The organism is Natronorubrum marinum, from assembly GCF_052040125.1.
GTDB lineage: Archaea > Halobacteriota > Halobacteria > Halobacteriales > Natrialbaceae > Natronorubrum.
Genome location: NZ_JBPPFV010000001.1, coordinates 940,797 through 955,644, shown reverse-complemented (window position 1 = coordinate 955,644; position 14,848 = coordinate 940,797). Strand labels below are relative to the sequence as shown.

Genomic DNA, 14,848 nt, shown 5'->3' with positions numbered 1-14,848 from the left:
CAATGAGCGGGAACGACGGCCTCGAATTGCCGGTCGCCGACGACGATCTCCCCTTCGATCCGGCGTCCGTCACCGTCGAGGACCGCGACGTTTTCGACCTCTTAGAGCCCGCGGTCCAGGAGTGGTGGCTCGAGGAGTTCGGCGAGTTCGTTCCCGAAAACGAGGGTTTTTTCACCCCGCCACAGCGGGGCGCGATCCCGAAGATTCACGACGGGACGAACACGTTGGTCTGTGCCCCGACCGGCAGCGGCAAAACGATGTCGTCGTTCCTGTCGATCATCAACTCCCTGTACGAACTCGATCGCGAGTCCGAGGAGGGCCTCGAGAACGCCGTCTACTGTCTCTACGTCTCTCCCCTCAAATCGCTCGCCAACGACATCCACCGCAACCTCGAGGTGCCGCTCGAGGGAATCGAGGAAATCGTCGCCGAGCGCGACGACGACACGGTGATGGGCGAGATCCGCCACGCCATCCGCCACGGCGACACCTCCTCCTACGAGCGCCAGCAGATGCTCGAGGAGACGCCCCACATCCTCAACACGACCCCCGAGACGCTCGCGATTCTGCTCAATTCCCCTAAATTCCGCGAGAAGCTTCGAACGGTGGAGTACGTTATCGTCGACGAGATCCACTCGCTCGCGGCGGGGAAACGCGGCACGCACCTCTCGGTGAGCCTCGAGCGACTCGAGGCGATGGCGGAAGGCGACATCACTCGGATCGGCTGTTCGGCGACGATCGAACCGCTCTCCGACGTTGCGGAGTTTCTGGTGGGGTGCGAGGCGCGTAGCGCCTCGGAAGAGCGAGCGGAGAATCCAGTGAGCCGCGAGCCCCGCCCGTACGAGATCGTCGACGCCCGCTTCGCCCGCGAGTTCGATATGCGACTCGAGTGTCCCACCGACGATCTGATCAATACGTCCCGCGAGGTCGTCCAGCAGCGGTTCTATCGGATGCTCCACGAGCACATCCAAGCGCACACGAACACGATCGTCTTCACGAACACGCGCTCAGGCGCGGAGCGAGTCCTGCACAACCTCCGCGAGGAGTTCGACGCCTACGACGAGGGGAACTCCGGCTGTCACCACGGCAGCCTCTCGAAGGAGGTTCGACAGGATATCGAGGGCCGATTGAAAGACGGCGATCTCGACGTGGTGACGACCTCGACGAGCCTCGAGTTGGGGATCGACATGCCCCACGTCGATCTCGTCGTGCAGGTCGGTTCGCCCAAATCGGTCGCGTCCCTCCTCCAGCGTGTCGGCCGGGCGGGCCACCGCGTCGGCCAGACCGTGACGGGCCGCGTCATCGCGCTGGATCGGGACGAACTGCTCGAGTGTGCGGTCATGCTCGCAAAGGCCGCGGAGGGGTTCGTCGACTCCGTCTCGATCCCCGAGAACGCACAGGACGTCGCCGCCCAGCACGTCTACGGAATGGCCATCGCGGATATCCGTCCCGAGTCCGAACTGAAGGCAATTTTGCGGCGCGCCTATCCCTACCGGAACTACACCGACGAGGAGTACGAGTCGCTGATGCGGTACCTCACGGCCGAGTACGCCGGCCTCGGGGATCGCAACGTCTACGCGAAGGTCTGGCGCGACGCAAACGACCCGCCCGACGGCGAGCACCACTACGAGGAGTACCCCGTCGGCGAGACGCTGATCGGTAAACGGGGCCGGCTGGCGCGGGTCATCTACATGACCAACATCGGAACGATCCCGGACTCCTTCACCTGCGACGTCTCCACGCGCGGGAGCAACGAGTGGGTCGGCCAACTGGACGAGAGCTACCTCGACACGCTCGAGAAGGGCGACGTCTTCGTCCTCGGCGGCGACCACTTCGAGTATCGCTATCGTCGCGGGTCGAAGGTGTACGTCGATCGCACGAGCGCGCGGCCGACCGTCCCCTCGTGGTACTCCGAACGGCTGCCGTTGTCGTACGATCTGGGCCGCGAAATCCTCGCGTTTCAGGCCGAACTCCTCGCTCACTTCGAGGCGGGCGGCCCGCCGCGGGTCCGCGCCTGGCTCCGGGAGTTCCCGCTCGACGACGACAGCGTGCGGGCGATCGCGCGACTGTTCGAACACCAGTTCCGATACGCCGGCGCGGAGAGTATCAGCACCGACGAGCGACTCGCCATCGAGGTCGTCCGCGACCGCGACGAGTACGAGCGCCACTACTACGTCCACTCGCTGTACGGCCGGCAGTTCAACGACGGTCTCTCGCGGCTGCTGGCCTACCGCTGCGCCCAGGAGGCGACCGCCAACGTCCGCGTCGCCGTCGCCGATAACGGCTTCGTCCTCTCGATGCCGCTGAATCGGAAGGTCGACATCGAGGGAATCGTCGACGACCTCGAGCCCGAACAGGTCCGAGATGACCTCCGGGCCGCCCTCTCGGGCACCGACCTCCTCCAGCGGTACTTCCGGATCAACGCGACGCGGTCGCTGATGATCCTCAAACGCTACAAGGGCTACGAGAAGTCCGCGAGCCAGCAGCAGGTCTCGAGCGAGATGCTGCTCGGCTTCGCCGAGGACTTAGAGAACTTCGCGGTCATCGAGGAGACCTATCGGGAGATTCTCGAGGACAAACTCGACGTCGCGGAGATCGAGGATTTCGTCGGCGCGCTCGATGCCGGCGACATCGCGCTCGAACGCCAACTGCTGGACTCGCCGACGCCGCGGACGTTCGGATTGGCCACCCTCTCGGCCAGCGACGTCGTCCTTGCGGAAGACGAAAGCGCCGCGTTGCAGGCGTTTCACCAGCACGTGCTCGACGAAATCGGCGAGGAGTCATTGCGCGGACTCTCGTCGGAGTCGGATTCCTCCCACGACTAAAGTCGTGGGCTTCCTCCTTGCATTTCTGTGAGAACTGGCTCGAGTCGGTTGCCGTCCGCGCCGACTGGTATCGGCGTCCGCAAGAATCGTCTCCATCGATTCTACGCGCAGTCATTCGACAGTGACCGTCCGTACGTTGTCGACGATCGGATACCGCGGCCCGACCGTCCCGTCGAGTGGTCCAAATTTCCAGTTTGGCGTATCGTGGGGAGTAGCGCGGAGCCGTGCTCGCGGAGAATGATATGACGCTTTCGAGTGAACTATTTTTAGAAGATATATAATTACTCTATCTAATAACTCGCGAGTTTTTCTTACCATCCGATAACGTGCCCATATGGGCCTCTAGAGCCTTGTTTGCTTCTTATGGGTGTTCGATTAGACTCCCGGAAGAATAGATCGTTGATCTCAGTAATCACTCTTAAACACCGATTATGGCCATCAAGTCCCAGTTTCGAAAATAACGGCAATATTTTCTAAATATATATGTGGACCGGTAGCTACAGGGAAGCATATGGAATATGGATTTTCTGGAACTGTCACCTAACTGGTCTCGAAGTCGTGATCGACGGCTGCGAGTCCACGGAGTGATGGGAGGCGGTCGGCGGACGAAAATACATATAGCATCGTCACATCGCTCGTAGTATGGGTTCGCCTACGGTACTCGACGAGCCGCGCGCAATCGACATGCACGCCCACCAGCCGACGAGCGAGTTCCTCCACGATGCGGGCGGGCAGATGATGCAAGACGCGGCCGACCGGTTCGGTGCCGACCTCGAGCCGGACACGTACGAACACATGCTCGAGGAGTATCGGGACGCCGGCGTCGGCCGCGCCGTCTTGCTCGGCTGGGACGCGGAAACGAACACCGGAAATCCGCCCGTTCCGAACGACTACGTCGCCGAGGTTCGTGACGAGTACGCCGACTTCTTCATCGGCTTCGGCTCCGTCGACCCGCTCAAAGACGACTGCGTCGAGGAGGCGATCCGCTGCGTCGAGGACCTGGATCTCTCCGGGTTCAAGTTCCAGCAGATCGCCCAGGGGTTCGACCCGTCCGATCCCGAACACGAGGAACTCTGGGCGACGATCGAGGATCTCGGGGTTCCCGTCGTCTTCCACGGCGGCAACTCGACGCTCGGGGCGTGTTCGCCGGGCGGTCGCGGATTGAAGATCAAGTACGGGAATCCGATGCTGATCGACGACGTGGCGGCCGAATACCCGAATCTCAAGATTCTCATCGCCCACCCCGCCTACCCCTGGGAGAAAGAACAGCTCGCAATTTGTCAGCAGAAGGGGAACGTCTACATGGACCTCTCCGGGTGGATGCCGCGGTATATCGACGACCAGGTGCTCCAGTACGCCAAGTCCCTCCTCTCGGACAAGGTCATGTTCGGAACCGACTACCCCATGCTCGAGCCCGAGCCGTGGCTCGAGCAGTTCGCCGAACTCGACTTCGACGAGTCGGTCCAGCGTAAGCTCCTCTGGGAGACCGCCGAGGAGTTCCTCGAGTTGTAAGCCGTCGATCGATCGTTCGGACCCGACCGTCTTCCACGCTCCGTTCGAGCTATGGGAACGGATCGAAACGGTATCCGCCGCGTTTTCCGTCACCATTGTGCATGATTGTTCCTCCTCTTCTCGCACAGGGAGAGTGGATTACAGATGTACCTTTGTAATATCTGGCGCGGATCGCTCCGTTTCGATACCGTCTCACTCGCTCCTCTCGATAGCGGTCATTCGTGGGATACTCGAGCGTTCGGACGCTCACGTGCCACTATTCGAATCGAAATCGACCTGTAACGGTGAGCCGGCATCGTCGGTGTTCGAATAGTTCGAACGAGGAGGCATTCTAGCGCGTGCCGCGAGCCGATTTACGAGTGAGCGAGATTGACTTCGACTTCGTTCGTCGCGCCGAGCAGCAGATCGGGGAGTTCCTCGGTCATCAGGTCGCCGCGCAGTCGATTCGCGGGACCGGCGACGCTGATCGCTCCGATCGCGGTGCCCGACTCGTTCCTGATCGGCGCGCCAACGGCGTGGACGCCGATCACCGACTCCTCGCGGTTGAACGCGTATCCTCGCTCGCGGATCGTCTCGAGGTGGTCGCGGAGTTCGTCGCGATCGGTGATCGTCCGATCCGTCTGTGCGGAAAGACCGTAGTCGTCGAGAATCCTCTCGATTCGCTCGTCGGGGAGGTGTGCGAGAATGGCCTTCCCCGCGGCGAACTGATGGAGGTGCGTCCGCTGACCGATCCGAGCGTGGGTTTTCACGGAGTGTCGTCCCTGAGCGCCGTAGATGTGGACGCCCACGCCGTGCTCTTCGATCACGCACCAGACCTTTTCGTCGGTTTCGGCCGCGAGTTCGTCGACTTTCGGTCTGGCGACGTTGTACAGTCGGTGGCGGTTGCGAACGTGGATCCCGTAATCGAGGAACCACGTGCTGATACGGTAGGTGTCGCCCTCCTGGACGAGCAGTCCCCGCGCCTCGAGGGTCTTCGCATGGCGGTGAACCGTACTCTTCGCCAGTTCGAGTTCGGCGGCGATCTCGGTGATCCCCGCACCGTCGGCCGCTTTGACCACGTCGACGATGTCGAAGGCGGTTTCGACGGTTTCGACCGGCCTGTGTCGCGAGTCGCTTGCCATGTGTGCACATTCGGGAAGAACTGACAAAAACCTGTTCCCGCTGTTCGAACGGTCCGTGGTTTCGTTCGTATCGTTCGAACCGGGTAGTAGATTCCGGTACCGTCTCACGGCCGACCCGGCTACGAGGTTTGGGAGTACTCCTCGACCCACTCCTGGAGCGTGATTCCCATCGTCGCCTGCGTGATGGCGTTCGAGGAGGCGGAGTTCGCGCTTTTGACGAGTTCGGCCTCGAGCGTCCGTTTCGGGACCTCGCCGAGGAAGTGCGGAATCGCCCGCTGGACGGAAAGCGGACAGCCGACCTCGTGGGCGAGCGCGTAGCCGGAGATGGAGTGGGGGATCTCCTCGCTGACGTAGGTCGGATCGGGCGCTGCGAGCAGTTCGTCGTCCACGAAGGCGGGATACTCGTAGCACTTGCCGACGTCGTGGAGGAGACACGCGGCGGCGATCGTGTCGATATCCGGGTCGGCGCCGTGAAACTCCCGTTGCTCGCGGGCGGACTCGAGTGCGATGCGCGTGACGCCGCGAACGTGCTCGACGTTCGTGGCCTCGTGGATGTTCCAGGCGTAGGGGATCTCTTCGACGTCCCGCCAGCCGCCGCGTTCCAGGCCGAGAACCCACGCCTCGACAACGCGGTCGCGAAGGTCGCCGTCCGCGATCTCCTCGAGTTCCGGAAACGCGTCGCGGACCTGCTCGTCGAAATCGAAATCTGGCTCCGACATGGCGATCAGCGCTCGTCCGTGACGACCCGTTCCCGGCCGATGAGCCGCGGCCGTTCGTCGATCGCGAGGAAGTTGTCGACGTCCTCGCGTGCCTCCTTCGCCTTGCCTCTCTCGGGGTCGTAGTCCCGGGAGCCTTCGCCGCCGAGCGCGTCGTACAGCTTCTCTATGTCCTCGAAGTAGAGTTCGGCGACGCCGTCGAACTCCGCGTGTTCGGGATCGGTTGGCAGGACCGTGTTGTACTTCACGACGCCCTCGATTTCGCGGGCGATCGGCGTATGATTGGTCTGCCAGTAGTCGACGAACTCCTCGTGGCTCAGTCCCTCCTGTCGGACGAGAAACGCCGAATGCTTGTAGAGGCCGTCCGTATCGCCGTCGACGTCGTCCTTCTGGACGATCTCCTCGCCGATGAACCGGGGCCGGTCCTCGATCGCGAGGAAGTTGTCGACGTCCTCGCGGGCTTTCGCCGCCATCTCCTTCGTCGGATCGTAGTCCCGAGAGCCCGGGCTGCCGAGCGCGTCGTGGAGGGCCTCGAGGTCCTCGAAGTAGAGCTCCGCGATCCCGTCGAACTCGGCGTGGTCCGGTTCGGTCGGCAGCACCTGTTGATAGCGAACGACCCCCTCGATCTCGCGGGCGATCGGGGTGTGTTCGGTCTGCCAGTGCTCGACGAACTCCTCGTGGGACAGGCCGTCCTGACGGACCAGTAGGGCCACGTGTTTGTACATCACGAACGTGTTTTTCGCACAGTACAATAAATGATGAGGGCCGTGATCACGTGACAGGCCGCGACTGCGCTCCCGGCCCTCGATGCTGGACGGAACCCGTGCCCGAGTGCCCGGTCAGAGCGGCTCGCCGCGTACGAACAGCCGCGTTCCGGCTTCGCGGTGGTCCGCGTAGCCGTCGTCGTACTCCATCAACTGGAGCAACGCGCCCGTCGGGTTCGACGGCGGAACGAACGCCTCTCCCCAGTGCTCGAACTCGGCGTGGTCGGCGACGGGAACGTCGTGCGCCTCGAGCACGTCGACCGCTCGCTCGAGGTCCGCGACCTCGAGCGTGACGTGGTGGAGCCCGGGCCCCTGCCGCTCGAGGAACTCCGTGAGGAACGACTCCGAGCCGTCCTCGGGGGCGATAAGCTCGAGTCGGGAGGCGTCGCCGAGGACGTACGTCGCCCAGGTGAACTGACCGTACTCGCTCGCCTCCTCGTGGATCTTCTCGCAACCGAGGACGAACAGCAGCGCCTCGGCGTCCTCGATCGACTCGACGGCGATGCCGACGTGATCGACGCGCATCGCCGGCATCTCGGATTCGGATACGGACATACCGCAGATACCTCGATCCGCGCACATAGTTATTTGGCACCCGTAAACAATCACCGCGACTGCCGTGGACACACCGCACCGATAGAACAAAGTCGGCGGCTGGCAACAGTGACGATGTATGATAACACTGGTCGAGTTTCTCGTCCGGGACGACGAGTACAGCCACGAGGAGTTCGCCGAGCGGTGGCAGGGCGACCACGCCGAGATCGCCCGTGACCTGCCCGGCCTGAAACGGTATAGCACGTCAGTGCCGGTGAACCCCGACGACGCCGAGTACGACGGCGTGCTCGAGCTCACGTTCAAGGACGGACGGGCGCTGAACGACGCGTTCGAGTCCGAGGTGGGCCGGGAGGTCATGGACGACGCAGCCGAGTTCGCCGATCCCGGCGCCGGGCCGCGGATGGTCGTCGAGGAGACGGTCCACGTGGACGAGACATGACGACCACCGCGTCCGCACTCGTCGACACGCTCGAGGAACTCGGCGTCGAATACGTCTTCGGCTACCCGGGCGGTCGAGTGATCGAACTGCTCGAGGACCTCCCCGATTCGGCAGTGACGCTCGTCCGTCCGCGTGACGAACGCGAGGCGAGCGTCATGGCCGAGATGCGCGGTCGATTGACGGGGGAACCGGGCGTTCTCACCGGCCAGGGCCCGTGGATCGGGAGCCTCGGGATGATCGGCCAGATGGAGGCGCGGCTGTCGTCGTCGCCGATGGTCGTCCTCACTGAGGCCTCCGAGCGCGGCGAGTACTCGACGCTGGCGCCGTACCAGCAGGCCAGAGGCGATTACGGGGGATTCAGCCTCCCTTCGATCCTCGACGGCGTCTCCAAGGAGTGGTGGTTCCCGCGCACGCCGATTGAAACCCTTCGATCGACGCAACTGGCGTTCAAACACGCCGTCGCCGGCCGTCCCGGCCCCACGGCGATCATCCTCGACGGGGGCGCGATCACCGACGACATCCCCGACGATCCGACGCCGACCGCGTGGGACGCGCGCGAGCAGACGCGAACGTGGGACGCCGCGCCGACCGCGGCGAACGTCGCGACGGCTGCCGAGGCGCTCGAGGACGCCGACCGGCCGGTGATCATCTCGGGGAATGGCGTTCACGCTGCGCAGGCGTACGACGAACTCGCGACGGTTGCCGACGCCTACGATTGCGTCGTCGTCACCTCCTATCTCGGCAAATCCACGTATCCCGAGACCGACGAGCGCGCCGGCGGCGTCATCGGCTCGTTCGGCCACGAGGGGGCGAACCAGATCGTCAGCGAGGCCGATACGCTGCTCGTCGCCGGCTGTCGGTTGAACCCGATGGATACCAACTGGCAAGCACCGGAGTTCATTCGGCCCGAGGAGCAGACGATCATCCACGCGGACGTCGACACGCGCAACGCCGGCTGGGTCTACCCCGCGGACGTAGGCCTCATCGGCGACGCGACGAAGAGCCTGGCCGCGCTCGCTGACGCGGCCTCGGGCAGTGCGTCGAACGGCTGGGCGAGAGAGCGGGCGACGAAAGCCCGAGAGTGGTTCGACGCGCCCGAGTCTGCGGACGACTCGGCGCCGATCAAACCCCAGCGCGCGGCGAAGACGATCGAGTCGGTCGTCGACGAGGACACGATCGTCACCGCCGACTCCGGGAACAACCGGTTCTGGCTGCTGTACTACCTGCAGACGCCCGCGGTACGGACCTACTTCGGGAGCGGCGGCGTCGGCGGGATGGGGTGGGCGAACCCGGCCGCGGTGTCGGCGGCGCTGACCACCGACAAGGACGTGATCGCGGTCGCCGGCGACGGCGGGTTCTCGATGACGATGAACAGCGTCGAGACCGCCGTCGAGTACGGCGTCGCGCCGACGTTCGTCGTCCTCAACGATACCAGTCTCGGAATGGTCCGGCAGATGCAACACGAAGACGGCGATATCGCCGGCGTCGAGTTCCACGACACGGACTTCGTCAAAATCGCCGAGGCCTTCGGCGCCGTTGGCACGCGCGTGACCAGACCCGACGAGTTCGTCGAGGCGCTCGAGGAGGGCAAGGCCGCGGACGTGCCCCACGTCATCGACGTCCGGATCGACCGCGAGGAGAAGATGGCCGACACGTTGGCCTCCTCGTTCTACGAATCGATCGGAGGACTGCATGAGTAGCGAGCCCCGGCGGAGGAATCGGACGGAAACGAATCGAACCGGACCGACTCGAACGATCACCAATCTATACATGACTGAACCGAATACGAGGCACACATGACCGATGAGACGACAGTGCTGGTAACCGGCGGAACCGGCTTTATCGGCTCGTACGTCGTACAGGATCTGCTGGAACACGGCCACGACGTCGTGGCCTACGACCTCTCGACGGACACGGAGATCCTCGAGAAACTCGGCGTCGCCGACGATATCGAGGTGCGACGCGGCGACGTTGCCGAGCCGACCGACGTGATCCGCGCGGTCAAGGAGACGGGCGCGACGCACATCGTCCACCTCGCAGCGCTGTTGACGACGACCGCGCGCGAGAACCCGCGTGCGGCAGCCGACGTGAACATTTTGGGGACGAACAACGTCTTCGAGGCCGCACGCACGCTCGACGATCAGGTCGAGCGCGTCGCGTGGGCCTCCTCGGCAGCGGCCTACGCCCCGCCGCACAACTACGACGCGGAGTGGGTCGACGAGACGGAACTCGTCTATCCCGACACGCTCTACGGCGCGACGAAGGAGTACAACGAACACCAGGCGCGGGTCTACCACGAGGACTACGGCCTTGACCACGTCGCGTTGCGGCCGACGGTCGCCTACGGGCCCTACCGCGAGACCGGCGGCTCGGCGTTTCTGGCGAATATCATCGAGAAGCCCGCCCTCGGCGAGTCCTACAGCGTCGAGTACGGCGATCAGGCGATCGACTGGCAGCACGTCGAGGACATCGCCCAAGCGTTCCGGAAAGCGGCGTTCACGCCCGAATCGGACCTGACCCAGCGCGTCTACAACGTCCGCGGCGTACTCGCGACTGTCCGGGAGGCCGCGGAGGCCGTCGAGAGCGTGCTGCCCGACGCCGACATCGACGTCTCCGACGAGGGGGAACTCCCCTGGACCCAGAACCTCGACATGACGAAGGCCCAGGAAGATCTGGGCTACGAGGTGCAGTACGACCTCGAGTCCGGCTTCCGGAAGTACATCAACGTGTTGCGAGAGGAGGCAGGACTCGAAACGGTGTAGCGCCGCGTCCGCCGTCAGTTCCGACCGGTACCGCGGCTAATCGTGCGGTCAGGCTGAGTAGGCGGATCGGGCCGATCAGGCGGACCGACCTGATCGGATCGACCGAGTCAACTGGGTTGATCGAACTGAACGGCTGGGTCGAGCAACTGTCAGCGCCGGGAAGTTTCTTATACCAGGTCGTGTAGTACCGTACCATGGCAACGGAAACCATTCCCGAGGCCGACCACCCGCTCGACCCGCTCGAGCCCGAAGCGATCGAGACGGCGTACAAAATACTGACCGACGAGCGCGACGTCGGTTCGGAGAGTCTCTGTATCAAGATCGAACTGGCCGAACCGTCGAAGGAGGCGCTCGCAGCGTACGACGACGGCGGTGACGTTCCCGACCGGCGAGCCCGAATCGTCGTCAGAAACGGGAGCGACCGACAGACGATCGAGGCGGTCGTCTCGCTCGAGGAGGAGTCCGTCGTTTCGTGGGAGCACGTCGAGGGGGCACAGCCGTCGATCGCCATCGAGGAGTTTATCGCCTGCGAGGAGACGGTGAAAGCCAACGCGGAGTGGCAGGAAGCGGTCGAGCGACGCGGCGTCGAGAACACCGACCGGGCGATGGTCGACCCGTGGTCGGTCGGCCACGAGTTCGTCCCCGAGGACGTGGACCGATCGAAGCGGCTGGCTCACGGCTTGTCCTTCCTCCGACCGAGCGAGGAGGCCGGCGACGAGGGGTACGCGAAGCCGCTGACGGGCATCCACACGTTCGTCGACCTCGATCGGATGGAAGTGGTGAAGATCGTCGACTACGGGCCACCGGACGAGGACGAGCCGCTGCCGCCCAATGGGATGGCCTATCGCGAGGGCGATGTCGACCCCCGGGACGACCTGACGCCGTACAACGTCGATCAGCCCGACGGGCCGAGTTGGACCGTCGACGGCCGGAAACTCGAGTGGCAGGGCTGGCACATGCGCGTGGGCTGGACCCAGCGCGAGGGGCTCGTCCTCCACGATATCGGCTACGAGGACGACGGCGAGGTCCGCTCGATCATCGATCGGGCCTCCTGCGCCGAGATGGCGGTTCCGTACGGCACGACCGATATCAACGATCGGTTCAAGAACGCGATGGACGTCGGCGAGTACAACATCGGCCGCCTCGCGAAGTCGTTGACGAACGGCTGTGACTGTCTGGGGCACATGCACTACTGGGACGCCGTGATGAACACCGCGGCGGGCGATCCGAACGTGCTCGAGAACGCCATCTGCCTCCACGAGGAGGACAACGGAACGCTCTGGGAGCGCAGCGACTGGCGGACGGGGAGCGACGAGGTCCGGCGGCGACGTCGCCTCGTGGTCTCGTTCGTCGCCGCCGTGGGCAACTACGACTACATCTTCAACTGGTACTTCTACCAGGACGCCTCGATCGAAGTCGAGGTCCGCCTGACGGGGATCGACAGCGTCTCCGCGGTCGGACCGGACGAGGATCCGTCGGGCTACGGCGAACTCGTCGCCCCGCAGCTGACGGGGCCGATCCACCAGCACTTCTTCAACTTCCGGCTCGACCTGAACGTCGACGGCGGCCCGAACACGCTCTACCGCGTCGAGAACCAGCAGGTTCCGTCCGGTCCGGGCGGCCTCGATCCGATGGGTGAGGCCGACGATCGAACGCACAACCCCGGCGGAAACGCCTTCTACGCGAAGCGCGAGAAACTGACGAGCGAGGAGGGGGCGAAGGACTTGATCGACTCCCTCAAGGGTCGATACTGGCAGATCGAGAACCCGACCGAAGAGAACGGTCTCGGGCAACCGACGGGGTATCGGCTCGTGCCCGGCGACAACGTCGAGGCGGCGGTGCAGTCCGACTCGAGCGTGATGAAGCGCTCCGGATTTATCAAGTACCACCTGTGGGCGACGCCGTTCCGCGAGGACGAGCGCTACCCGTCGGGACGGTACCCGAACCAGCACCCCGGCGGTGCGGGGCTGCCAGCCTGGACCGAGCAGGATCGCGACCTCGAGGAAGAGGACCTCGTTTGCTGGTACACCCTCGGCGTGAACCACGTCACTCGGCCCGAGGACTGGCCGATCCTCCCGGTGCAGGTCTACAGCTTCAAACTTCAGCCAGCCAACTTCTTCGACGAGAGCCCGGCGATCGACGTCCCGCCCCAGCACGCGATCGAGGGCCAGGACGTGCCGGGACACGGTCACGGCGGCTGTGAGGCGGACGCCGACGACGACTGATCGTCGGTGGCCAACCCGATTTTGCCGCGATCTGGCGTCCGACCACACACGGTGGCGCGTGCTGAGCGGCGACGAACGATCGGTGAGTCGCCGCTCGACACCACGCGAGGGATGAGCGAGCTTGAGAGCGAATCGGTTGGGGAGGACGTGGCGCTCATCGTTGCCAGCAACTGCAGAACGCTGTGATTCTTCCTTCCACCCGGAACTCGAGCGAGCTATCCACTCGCGTTCGTACTGCAGCAGGCAGAGACGCTACTAGCGATCGAGAATCCCTCCGATTTCGTCTTCGTCGAGGAAGTCCATTAGGTTCGCGTCGCCGTTGCGGTAGGCCTCGAGTTCCGAGTCGGACAATCGATCCTCGATCTCCTCGTCGTCCAGGCGCGACTCGAGCTGTTCGTCGATGTCTTCGGGATCGTAGCCGGGGATAGGCATGTACAGTAGTAGCACGCTATCTCCCTTATAGTCCGGTGGCCGTCGCCGGTCGCCGCCAGCGGTACGATTTAGTGGGTGCCAGTGATACGTCAGCGCATGACGTTCTACGAGCGGGAGTTCATGGAAGGCACGCGCGGCACGCAGGCCGTCGACTGGGAGCAGCGGATCGACACGCAACGGCTTCGCGAGGAACGAAAAGAGAAGGCCCTCGAGCGCCTCCAAGAAACCGACCTTGGCGCGATGCTCCTCGTCTCGGACCCCAACATTCGCTACGTGACGGGGCTGGCGATGACCGGCGGCAGCGGCGCGGACCACTACACGCTGTTGACCGAGAACGGCGATATCGTCCACTGGGACACCGCGGACCACGCGAGCAACCAGCGGTTCAACTGCCCCTGGCTGCACGACATCCGCTACGCCTGTCCCGGTCTCGGCAACGTTCCGCGGGCGTCCGGCCGCGATTCGGCCCGCGACTTCCTGCTCTCGACGATGGCCGAGGGCGTCCACGAGGCGATGGACGACCACGGCGTCGCCGACGAGACACTCGGCGTTGACGTGGGCAACCGGGGACTGCTCGCCGCGCTCGAGGACCAGGGCCTCGAGACCGACGTCGAGACCTGCAACGCGATCATGGAGGACGCCCGCAAGATCAAAACCGAAGACGAGATCGAGTGTCTGCGAATGGTCGCATCGATCTGCGAGGCTGGCTTTCAGACCATCACAAACGCCGCGGAGCCGGGCAAACGAGAGACGGAGGTCTGGGGCGAGGCCGTCCGCGAACTGTGGCGCCACGGTGCGTTCGTCGGCGGCGGCTACCTCACTTCCGGGCCGAACACCTGGCCCAAACACCAGGCCAACACCACCGACCGGGCGATCCGGCCGGGGGATCTGGTCTACGCCGACTTCTACAATATCGGCTACCTCGGCTACCGATCGTGTTATTACCGCACGTTCTCGATGGGCGAGCCGACCCAGGAGCAACGAGAGGCGTACGAGACGGCTCGAGACAACCTCTACGACGTCCTCGAGCGCATCGAACCCGGCGCGACGACCGACGAAATCGCACGGGCGTTCCCGGACATGGAGGGCGAACACGCCGACTACTACGACGCCGACGACCACTGGCAGATGACCACGAACCACTGGGCCCACGGGCTCGGGCTCCAGCTGTACGAGGTGCCGCTGATCTGGCGCGGTCTCTCGCCCGACCATCCGATCGAAATTGAGGAGGGGATGACGATGGCCGTCGAGACCCAGGAGCCCGCCGGTCGACAGGGCGTCCGCGTCGAGGAGATGGTCGTCGTCCGCGAGAACGGCGTCGAGATCCTCAGCCAGTGGCCCGTCGAGGAGATTACGGTTATCGATCACTGACCGCCTTGGAACGGGTGTTTCCGTCAAACTTCGTGAGTGAGGTGCGAGCTATTTCGGCGACGGATCGCTCGAGAGCGCCAGCCCCTTTCAGTCCCACCCGCGGTGGCCTGCCCGATCAGCCGATACGGT

At 64.2% G+C, this 14,848-nt stretch carries 12 protein-coding genes; 7 read left to right on the top strand and 5 right to left on the bottom strand.

Translation table 11 applies throughout. The features are described 5' to 3' along the window. Nucleotides 1–2 precede the first annotated feature (2 nt). Both ACSFC5_RS04825 and ACSFC5_RS04820 read left to right on the top strand, forming a co-directional pair. Nucleotides 3–2,822: an ATP-dependent helicase gene (locus ACSFC5_RS04825; RefSeq protein WP_440764110.1), complete on the top strand. Its 2,820-nt coding sequence runs from the start codon at nucleotides 3–5 to the stop codon at nucleotides 2,820–2,822. Between the two features lie 642 nt (nucleotides 2,823–3,464). Beyond that, nucleotides 3,465–4,334 (top strand): amidohydrolase family protein, encoded by an 870-nt coding sequence (locus ACSFC5_RS04820; protein ID WP_440764109.1) that lies wholly within the window; start codon nucleotides 3,465–3,467, stop codon nucleotides 4,332–4,334. Nucleotides 4,335–4,687: 353 nt separating this feature from the next. Here ACSFC5_RS04820 and ACSFC5_RS04815 read toward each other — a convergent pair whose 3' ends face one another. The 4 genes from ACSFC5_RS04815 to ACSFC5_RS04800 all read right to left on the bottom strand — a co-directional run bounded on the left by ACSFC5_RS04815 (nucleotide 4,688) and on the right by ACSFC5_RS04800 (nucleotide 7,490). Beyond that, nucleotides 4,688–5,455, bottom strand: coding sequence for an IclR family transcriptional regulator (locus ACSFC5_RS04815; RefSeq protein WP_440764108.1), 768 nt, complete (start codon nucleotides 5,453–5,455; stop codon nucleotides 4,688–4,690). 119 nt (nucleotides 5,456–5,574) lie between these two features. Further along, entirely contained in the window at nucleotides 5,575–6,174 is a 600-nt protein-coding gene (locus tag ACSFC5_RS04810) for an HD domain-containing protein (RefSeq protein ID WP_440764107.1), read from the bottom strand. A gap of 5 nt (nucleotides 6,175–6,179) precedes the next feature. Next, on the bottom strand, nucleotides 6,180–6,896 hold the full coding sequence (locus ACSFC5_RS04805; protein ID WP_440764106.1) for an EthD domain-containing protein: 717 nt from the start codon (nucleotides 6,894–6,896) through the stop codon (nucleotides 6,180–6,182). A 114-nt stretch (nucleotides 6,897–7,010) separates the two neighbouring features. Next, nucleotides 7,011–7,490 carry a VOC family protein gene (locus tag ACSFC5_RS04800; protein ID WP_440764105.1) on the bottom strand — a complete coding sequence of 160 codons (480 nt, stop codon included), beginning with the start codon at nucleotides 7,488–7,490 and terminating at the stop codon, nucleotides 7,011–7,013. 118 nt (nucleotides 7,491–7,608) lie between these two features. Between ACSFC5_RS04800 and ACSFC5_RS04795 the strand changes: the two genes are divergently transcribed. The 4 genes from ACSFC5_RS04795 (at nucleotide 7,609) to ACSFC5_RS04780 (ending at nucleotide 12,916) form a co-directional block, all read left to right on the top strand. Beyond that, nucleotides 7,609–7,929: an EthD family reductase gene (locus tag ACSFC5_RS04795; RefSeq protein WP_440764104.1), complete on the top strand. Its 321-nt coding sequence runs from the start codon at nucleotides 7,609–7,611 to the stop codon at nucleotides 7,927–7,929. Then, nucleotides 7,926–9,629, top strand: coding sequence for a thiamine pyrophosphate-binding protein (locus tag ACSFC5_RS04790; protein ID WP_440764103.1), 1,704 nt, complete (start codon nucleotides 7,926–7,928; stop codon nucleotides 9,627–9,629). The genes ACSFC5_RS04795 and ACSFC5_RS04790 overlap by 4 nt, the downstream gene beginning before the upstream one ends. Nucleotides 9,630–9,725: 96 nt before the next feature. Next, complete coding sequence (locus tag ACSFC5_RS04785) at nucleotides 9,726–10,691, top strand: NAD-dependent epimerase/dehydratase family protein (protein ID WP_440764102.1); 966 nt, start codon at nucleotides 9,726–9,728, stop codon at nucleotides 10,689–10,691. Between the two features lie 194 nt (nucleotides 10,692–10,885). Continuing rightward, nucleotides 10,886–12,916, top strand: coding sequence for a primary-amine oxidase (locus ACSFC5_RS04780; protein WP_440764101.1), 2,031 nt, complete (start codon nucleotides 10,886–10,888; stop codon nucleotides 12,914–12,916). A gap of 255 nt (nucleotides 12,917–13,171) precedes the next feature. Here the strand turns inward: ACSFC5_RS04780 and ACSFC5_RS04775 are convergent, their stop codons facing one another. Beyond that, entirely contained in the window at nucleotides 13,172–13,348 is a 177-nt protein-coding gene (locus ACSFC5_RS04775) for a DUF8027 family protein (RefSeq protein ID WP_440764100.1), read from the bottom strand. Between the two features lie 96 nt (nucleotides 13,349–13,444). Between ACSFC5_RS04775 and ACSFC5_RS04770 the strand changes: the two genes are divergently transcribed. Continuing rightward, on the top strand, nucleotides 13,445–14,719 hold the full coding sequence (locus tag ACSFC5_RS04770) for a M24 family metallopeptidase (protein WP_440764099.1): 1,275 nt from the start codon (nucleotides 13,445–13,447) through the stop codon (nucleotides 14,717–14,719). Nucleotides 14,720–14,848: the final 129 nt, after the last annotated feature.